General features: G+C 69.4%; 6 protein-coding genes and 1 pseudogene. All 7 read right to left on the bottom strand.

Annotated elements, in window-relative coordinates; genetic code table 11:
• Window positions 1-296, bottom strand: a pseudogene (locus tag Q0Z66_RS11265) (aspartate kinase); the annotation flags it as partial.
• 97 nt (window positions 297-393) lie between these two features.
• On the bottom strand, window positions 394-1311 hold the full coding sequence (locus Q0Z66_RS11270) for a DMT family transporter (RefSeq protein WP_298041169.1): 918 nt from the start codon (window positions 1309-1311) through the stop codon (window positions 394-396).
• A 37-nt stretch (window positions 1312-1348) separates the two neighbouring features.
• Entirely contained in the window at window positions 1349-1942 is a 594-nt protein-coding gene (gene recR / locus Q0Z66_RS11275) for a recombination mediator RecR (RefSeq protein WP_298041171.1), read from the bottom strand.
• Window positions 1942-4137, bottom strand: coding sequence for a DNA polymerase III subunit gamma and tau (locus tag Q0Z66_RS11280; RefSeq protein WP_298041173.1), 2196 nt, complete (start codon window positions 4135-4137; stop codon window positions 1942-1944). The genes recR and Q0Z66_RS11280 overlap by 1 nt, the downstream gene beginning before the upstream one ends.
• Window positions 4138-4192: 55 nt before the next feature.
• On the bottom strand, window positions 4193-5266 hold the full coding sequence (locus Q0Z66_RS11285; RefSeq protein WP_298041175.1) for a DUF2207 domain-containing protein: 1074 nt from the start codon (window positions 5264-5266) through the stop codon (window positions 4193-4195).
• On the bottom strand, window positions 5263-7758 hold the full coding sequence (locus tag Q0Z66_RS11290) for a glycosyl hydrolase family 65 protein (RefSeq protein WP_298041177.1): 2496 nt from the start codon (window positions 7756-7758) through the stop codon (window positions 5263-5265). The genes Q0Z66_RS11285 and Q0Z66_RS11290 overlap by 4 nt, the downstream gene beginning before the upstream one ends.
• The gene (locus Q0Z66_RS11295; protein ID WP_298041180.1) at window positions 7755-8489 is read right to left on the bottom strand and encodes an HAD-IA family hydrolase; all 735 of its coding nucleotides are present in this window, start codon (window positions 8487-8489) and stop codon (window positions 7755-7757) included. The genes Q0Z66_RS11290 and Q0Z66_RS11295 overlap by 4 nt, the downstream gene beginning before the upstream one ends.
• Window positions 8490-8492: the final 3 nt, after the last annotated feature.

An 8492-nucleotide genomic window follows, 5' to 3' on the forward strand; every position in this document is an offset into this window, starting at 1 on the left:
TGGCTGCCCGTGAACGAGCGGGCGTCGAAGCCCATCGAGTGGATCGCCATCGCCAGCAGCGCCATCGAGATGCGCTCTCCGCTGGAGAGCAGCATGTCCATCTCGCGCGGTGCCGGGATCGGAGCGACCTCGTTCGCGAGATCGAGGAGCTCATCGGTGGTGTCGCCCATCGCGCTGACGGCGACGACGACATCGTGACCGGCACGACGCGTATCGACGATGCGCTTGGCGACGCGCTTGATGCTCTCCGCATCGGCGACCGACGAGCCGCCGTACTTCTGGACGATAAGGGCCACGTTCACTCCCTGGGATGTCGGGCAGATCCGCCCACGGGTCATTGTAGTTTCGATCCGCATGCCCGCTTGCGCATGTGACGGATTCTGCGCTCGCGGGCTACGGTGCCGGCGTCGGCGGGCGCGCCTGGCCGGCACGCGGACGGATTCGGCCGCCGGTCCCGGCGAACCAGCATCCGATGATGATCAGCGGGAGCCCGATGAGCAGCCCCGGGGTGAGGGGCTCGGCCAGCACGATCGCTCCGAGCACCAGCGCGACGACGGGGTTCACGTAGGTGAACAGCGGCGCCCGCACCGGACCGACTTCACGGATCAGCGCGAAGAAGAGCAGGAAGGCGACCGCGGCGCACAGCACCCCGAGAATCACCAGCGACACGGCGGCAGGGGCTGTGGGGACCTCGTGCTGCGTCGCGACCGTGAACGGCGTGTAGAAGATCGCAACGGCGATCAGTGCGACGGTGATGACCCCCAGCGAAGACACATCGCCGAGCTTCTTCGCGACGATGAACGGCGCCGTGGCGTAGAGCAGTGCGACGAGCAGGACCTCGACCGTGGCGAGCAGGTCGCCCGAGGCCAATCCGGGCCCCGCCACGACGACGATCACACCGGCGAAACCGACGACCAGACCGATCACCCGCGACGGCCGGAGCACCCCACGATCGCCGCCGACCAGTGCGATGAGGGCTGCGAACAGCGGCACCGTGGCGACGAGCAGGCCGGTGAGCCCGGACGACAGCGTCATCTCGGCGTGGCCCAGGAGCAGGAACGGGCCGGCGATCTCGACGGCGCCGAAGGCGAGCACCCACGGCCACTTGCGCCAGGCCTGCGTCAACGCACCGCTGCGCAGGGCGAAGGGCAGCAGCACGAGCGCGCCGATCACCGCACAGCCGGCGACGATCGCGGGCGGGGAAATGGATTCGACCGCGATGCGGATGAACAGGTAGGGCACACCCCAGATCAGCGCCATGGCCGCGAACAGCACCCAGCCCCTGCGCGTGAAGGCGCCCTGCGGGTTCACGCGGCGGCCACCCCATCGTGACCGTATCCGCGTCGGATTACAGCGTTCGCCGTCCTTCGAAGGCGCGCCCCAGGGTCACGTCATCGGCGTACTCGAGATCGCCGCCCACCGGCAGCCCCGATGCCAGGCGCGACACGGTGATCTGCATGGTCGTCAGCAGACGGCTGAGATAGCTCGCAGTCGCCTCGCCCTCGAGATTGGGATTCGTCGCGAGGATGACCTCCTGCACGGTGCCATCCGCGAGACGCGTCATGAGCTGCGCGATGCGCAGATCGTCGGGGCCGACCCCCGCGATCGGGCTGATCGCACCGCCGAGCACATGGTAGAGACCACGGAACTCCCGCGTGCGCTCGATCGCCGAGACATCCTTGGCGTCTTCGACGACGCAGATCAGCGCCGGGTTGCGGCGCGGATCGCGGCAGATCGAACACCGATCCTGCTCGGAGACGTTGCCGCACACATCGCAGAAACGCACGCGCGCGCGCACGTCGGTGAGGAGCTCGGCCAGGCGCGCCACGTCGAACGACGGCGTCTGCAGAATGTGGAAGGTGATGCGCTGCGCCGACTTCGGGCCGATGCCGGGAAGGCGGCCGAACTCGTCGATCAGATCTTGGACAATGCCGTCGTACATCAGGCGAACCTCGTCGGGGGCTCATAGGGCTCTTCGCGCACGAACGTCGCGCCGAGCACCTGGCGGATCACGGCCTCGCCGTAGCGCTGCACTCCCCCGGGCGACCGGTCGCCCCGCGGCTGCATCGCACGCTGCTGCGGAGGCTGCTGACGTTGCGGCTGCGCAGGGGCCGGCGCAGGGGGCGCCACCGGCGCAGGGGGCACCCCCTGCGCCGACTGCGGCGCGCGCTCCCGCGTCGGGGCGGGCGATGCGGGCTCATCGTACGGACCGTATGGGGGCTCATCGTCCGGGTACGGCGCATCATCGTCGCTGGGCGGAGGAACATCATCATGAACGCCGCTCGCGTCGACGGACGGCGTCGTCGGCATCGGCGTCGGGGGCTGCGGCGTCGGCGTCGAAGCGGTGGCCGGGGACGGAGCGGGTTCCGGCGGGCTCGGATCGTCTGCAGGCGCAGGAGCCTCGGAGGTCGGAATCGCGGCGACCGCCCACTCGGTCACAGATGCCGCGGATGCCGTCGGCTGCGGTGCCGGTGACGATGACCGCGCCGCATCGCGAGGCGCCGTGCGCACGGGAGCGGCGGGCGCCGCATCGGATAACGACCGCGGAGGAAGCTGCGCGGGGCGGTATTTCACCGTGACGCCGAGCTCCTGCTCGATTGCGGCGCGCAGATGGTCGGAGGGCCCATTGCCCGGGGTGATCCCCTTGAACTTCTGCAGATCCTGCGCGCTCGTGAAGCCGAGCGTGAGCACGGTGGTATCGCCGTCGAACTCCAGCGGCTGGACTCCCGTGGCGAGCAGCCACGACGCACGGCTCACGCTCTCCAGGCGCGTCAGCACGGCGGGCCACACGGCACGGATGCGGTCGATCGTGACAGGGCCCGAAGGAACGGGAGCCGCCGGGGCCGGAGCGGGGGTCGCGGGCGTCTGGGCCGGCGCGGATGCCGGTTCCGGGCGTTCTGCGCGTTCGGCGCGCTTCGTCTCGGGCGCAGCGGCTCGTTCGGCGGCCGGAGCAGCAGCGGGAGCAGCCGGAGCAGCAGCGGGAGTGGCAACCGGACCATCGGCGGGCGACGGAACAGCGGGAGCCGACGCGGATGCCCCGGCCGCCGAGAGGACGCGCGCGATCATGAGCTCGAGGTGCAGACGCGGCGATGTGGCCCCGGTCATGTCGTCGAGCGCCGCGCTGACGACATCGGCCGTGCGCGACAGGCGCGTGGCGCCGAAGGCCGAGGCCTGGGTGCGCATGCGGGACATCTCGTCTTCCGGGATGCCGCGAAGGACAGCGGATGCTCCCTCTCCGACGGCGGCGATCACGATGAGGTCGCGCAACCGCTCGAGCAGGTCGTCGACGAAGCGTCGCGGATCCTGACCGGTCTGCACGACGCGGTCGATCGCGGGGAAGGCCGCGGCGGCATCACCGGCGGCGAGCGCGTCGACGATCTCGTCGAGCAGGGAGGCGTGCGTGTAGCCGAGCAGTGCGACGGCCCGCTCGTAGGCGACGTGATCGCCGTCGGAGCCGGCGATCAGCTGGTCGAGCAGCGACAGGGTGTCGCGTGGCGACCCGCCACCGGCGCGCACAACGAGCGGCAGAACACCCGGGGCGACTTGAACACCCTCTTCGGCGCAGAGCTTCTCGACGTACTCGAGCATGGCCGCGGGCGCGACGAGCCGGAACGGATAGTGGTGCGTGCGCGAGCGGATGGTGCCGAGCACCTTGTCGGGCTCGGTCGTCGCGAAGATGAACTTCACATGAGCGGGGGGCTCTTCGACGAGCTTGAGCAGGGCGTTGAAGCCCTGCGGGGTGACCATGTGGGCCTCATCGAGGATGAAGATCTTGAACCGGTCGCGGCTGGGCGCGAACGTCGCCCGTTCGCGCAGGTCGCGGGCGTCGTCGACGCCGTTGTGGCTGGCGGCATCGATCTCGACGACGTCGAGGGACCCGCCGCCGTCGCGCGACAGCTCCACGCAGCTCGGGCAGACGCCGCACGGGGTGTCCGTCGGGCCTTCAGCACAGTTGAGGCAGCGTGCGAGGATGCGCGCTGACGTGGTCTTTCCGCAGCCGCGAGGGCCGGAGAACAAGTAGGCGTGGCCGACGCGGTCACCGCGCAGCGCAGTCATGAGCGGATCGGTCACCTGCGATTGCCCGATCATCTCGCCGAAGTTCTCGGGACGGTAGCGGCGGTAGAGGGCTGTGGTCACCCGTCCAGCCTACGGCCAACCGCCGACACTGCACCCGTGAGGATGCCGGGGCACCTCACGGCAGGGCGTCGAACACGTCCCCCACCGCGCCGGCGAGGTCGGCGATCCCCTGGCCGACATCGACGAGCTCGCCCAGCGAGCGCACCAGGGCGACGGCACCGCCGATCGCCTCGATGATCTCTGCGACCTCGAGAGCGGATCCCAGCGCATCCCCGAACCCCGCATCGGCGCGCAGCGCGTCCCCGTACTCGCCCAGGTTCTTCGCCCAGCTCTCCTCCATGCCGAACAGCACCGCGTACGGCAACAGCCTTTCATTGAGCAGGAATGTCCGCAGGCCATCGTGGTGCGCCTGCGGCGAAGCATCCGTCACCGTCAGCGCGCCGTCGACCGACTGCAGGTATCGCAGCGGTTCCTTCTCGGCGAGGTCCATGTACTCGTGCAGGCCCGCCAGGTGCCGACGCAGCGGCTCCGCCGCGGGCAGGAAGACCCGCCACGGCCGCGGGACGACGAAGAACACGGCGAGCACGATGAGCAGGCCGGCCGCAACGAGCATAGCGGCGATCGCATCACCGCCGACGAGCGTGCCGATGAGCGTGGTCGCGCCGGCGAGCATCCCGAGCACGGCCAGCACCGTGATCACGCGCACCGGGGCTGTGCGCGGTTCGCGCGCGTACAGACCGGCTTCGGCACCGCGCCGCCTCTCGACGGCGAGGACATCGCGCACCCGGCGTTTGAGGGCGCGCGAGTGCCTGCTGAATCGCCGCACGGCCGATGTCGTGCTGCCCTGCCCGAAGAGAGCCTCCATCACGCGGATCTCGGAGACCGTCATCGACGCTCCGGGCATGACCTCCGCAGAGATGGTCGCCTTCTTGCCGGTCTCGCCGTCCGGACGGAGCAACCGGATCTTTCTGCGCACGGCGAGGTCGATGAGTGCCGCGGCGATCGCCCGCGAATCCTTCTGCAGCAGAAGTGCGTCCGTGAGCACGGTGTCCTCGGCCACCGGCGCGAATCGCGCCCCCGGAGACGACGGCATCCGATGCGCGTACCACCGCATGATCGCGGCCGCGGCGATCAGTACCACCGCGGGAACCACGACCAGACCCAATGCCCCGAGCGCCAGACTGCTCACCGGTCTTCTCCCATCGCCTGCACGATCACCGGGATCGCCGAGGTGATGACCGGCAGCGACGGTGCGAGCCGGGTGCCGTCGGCACGACGCGCATCCGAGAAGCCCTGCAGAGTCGGGCGCCCGGGACGCACCGGCCCCTGACCGGCGAGCGTTATGACGGCATCCTTCCCCGCCTCAGCCCGCTGCGTCTGTCCGCGGACGGTGAATTCGATGGGATCTCCGGATGCCACGTGCACGCGCAACTCGTCGGAGGTCACGGTGACGACCAGCGCACTCCCCTGCCACTGCATCCGGTAGGTCAGCGAGGGCCAGTCCTTCGGCAGGCGCGGGTCGAAGCTCAGCTCCCCGGCGTGGTCGCGCATTCCGCCGAAGCCCGAGACGAGAGCGGTCCAGACGCCTCCCGCAGAGGCGACGTGCACGCCGTCGGAGGCGTTGTGGTGCAGATCACCCAGGTCGACGAACAGCGACTGCTCGAAGTACTCCCGGGCGAGGTCCTGGTAGCCGACCTCGGCGGCGAGCACCGACTGCACGACGGCCGAGAGCGTGGAGTCGCCGGTGGTCAGCGGATCGTAGTAGTCGAAGTCGGCGAGTTTCTGCTCGGCGGTGAAGTGGTTGCCCTGCAGGAACAGCGCCAGGACGACGTCCGCCTGCTTGAGCACCTGGAACCGGTAGATGACCAACGGGTGGAAGTGCAGCAACAGGGGCCGCTGATCATCCGGCGTGTGTGCGAGGTCCCAGACCTCGCGCTCCAGGAACATGGCGTCCTGCGGGTGGATGCCGAGTCCCTCACTGTAAGGGATGTGGATCGCGGCGGCGGCGAGATCCCACGCGTCCGGCTCCGCCGCATCCAACCCGGTGCGTTCGCGCAGGCGCGCGTACGCCTGCTGGTCGTCCTGCTGGATGCTGCGCACCACACGCGAGGCGTAACGCAGGTTGTACCGGGCCATGACGTTCGTGAACAGGTTGTCATTGACGACGGTCGTGTACTCGTCGGGCCCGGTGACGCCGTGGATGTGGAACACGGCCTCACCATCGGCCTCGCGCCAGAACCCGAGAGTCGCCCACAGGCGGGCGGTCTCGACGAGGATGTCGACGCCCTCCCGGCGCATGAAGTCGTCATCGCCGGTGGCCCGCACGTACTTGCCGAGCGCGAAGCTCACGTCGGCGTTGATGTGGTACTGCGCCGTGCCCGCCGCGTAATAGGCCGAGGCCTCCTCGCCGTTGATGGTCCGCCAGGGGAACAGCGCACCCGCCTCGTTCAGCTGCGCGGCACGGCGACGGGCCGCCGGAAGCATGAGCACGCGGGCGCGCAGGGCGTTGCGCGCCCACTGCGGCGATGTGTAGGTCAAGAACGGCAACACATAGATCTCGGTGTCCCAGAAGTAGTGGCCGCTGTATCCCGATCCCGAGACGCCCTTGGCGGGGACACCCGCGCCATCGGCGCGCGCCGATGCCTGCGCGAGATGGAACAGGCACCAGCGCACCGCCTGCTGCAGATCGTCGTGCCCCTCGATCTCGACGTCGGAGCGCTTCCAGAAAGCATCCAGCCATTCGCGCTGACGTCGGAACTGGGCCTCGACGCCCTCGAAGGCGGCCCGGTCCAGCGAACGACGGCACCGGTCGACGAGCTCCCGCGCCGGCACGCTGCGGGAGGTGTGATAGCTGACGAGCTTCGTGATGCGGATCGGCACCCCGGCCTTCGCCTGGACCCGGAAGACGTTCTTGGCGATGTCGGGATCGATCAGCGTGCGAGCGCTGTACTCGTTGTCGGTCTCGATGATGTGGTCGGCGACCACCGCCACCGTCATTCCCGAGTCCGTCGTCCGGTACGACAGCGCCGAGCGCAGTCCGCTCTGCCAGTGCTCGGCGGGCTGGAGCACTCGTTCGGTGATCCGCTCGCTCTTGCGCGGATCGAAGCCGGCGCTCCCCTGGGCCGCGCTGGGTGTTCCGGCGTAGACGTTCCCGCCATCCTGCCGGTTCAGCAGCTGGCAGCTGATCGTGACCGGTGCGTCGGCGTTCTCGACCGTCACTTCGAGCCGCAGAACGGCCAGGTGCCGCTCCTCGAAGCTCACCAGCCGCTCATCGCGCATGCGGATCGTCTTGCCCGACGGGGTCTCCCACACGAAACTCCGCGTCAGCACGCCCGTGCGCATGTCCAGGCTGCGCGAATAATCGCGCACCTCGGACTCGTCGAAGGAGATCGGCTCGTCATCGACGTAGACGCGCATGATCTTGGCATCCGGCGCATTCACGATCGTCTGGCCCACCTCGGCGAAGCCGTACGCCTGCTCGGCGTGGCGGATCGGCCAGGTCTCGTGCAGACCGTTGATGAACGTGCCGTGCTCGAGAGCACCGCGGCCCTCGATGTGATTGCCGCGCAGGCCGAGATACCCGTTGCCCACCGCGAACAACGTCTCGGAGACGCCGTCCTCGCTGTAACGGGCCTCGGTCAGACGCCACGGGTCGACGGGGAAGCGGTCGCGATCGATCATGCGGTCTCCGGAAGGTCGGGGAGGAGTCGGGCGAGGTCATCGACGATATCGGTCGCTCCGGCCTGGAGCAGCGCACTCGTGCCGGCGCCGCGGTCCACGCCCACGACCCGTGAGAAGCCGGCGGCCACCGCGGAGGCGACCCCCGAGACGGCGTCTTCGACGGCGATGCTCTCGGCCGGGTTCACGCTGAGCGCCACCGCACCGGCGCGGAACATATCGGCGGCGGGCTTCGAGGCGAGGCCCTCCCGAGCCGCCACGCGACCGTCGATCACCACCGGGAAGAAGTCGCGCAGGCCGGCTGTTTCGAGCACCTCCTCGGCGTTCGACGAGCTCGACACGACACCCATCGGCACGCCTTCCCGGTGCAGGAGCTCGATGAGTGCGAGGGAGCCGGAATAGGGCGCTACGCCACCGCTGCGCAGCGCCGCAGCGAACGCCGCATTCTTGCGATTGCCGATGCCGCAGACCGTCAGCGCATCCGGAGCATCCGCCGGATCCCCCCACGGGATCTCGACGTTGCGGCTGTGCAGCAGGCTCGCCACCCCGTCATAGCGTCGCTTGCCGTCGACGTACGCGTAGTAGTCCTGCGGTGTATAGGGCTCAGGGATCCCCCACTGGACGAAGACTTCATCGAAGACCGCTTGCCAGGCGCGCATATGCACCTCGGCGGTCGGAGTCAGCACGCCGTCCAGGTCGAAGAGCACGCCTTCGGCGCGGCGCAGGTCGGGCAGGGT

The organism is uncultured Microbacterium sp. (genome assembly GCF_947632095.1).
GTDB lineage: Bacteria > Actinomycetota > Actinomycetes > Actinomycetales > Microbacteriaceae > Microbacterium.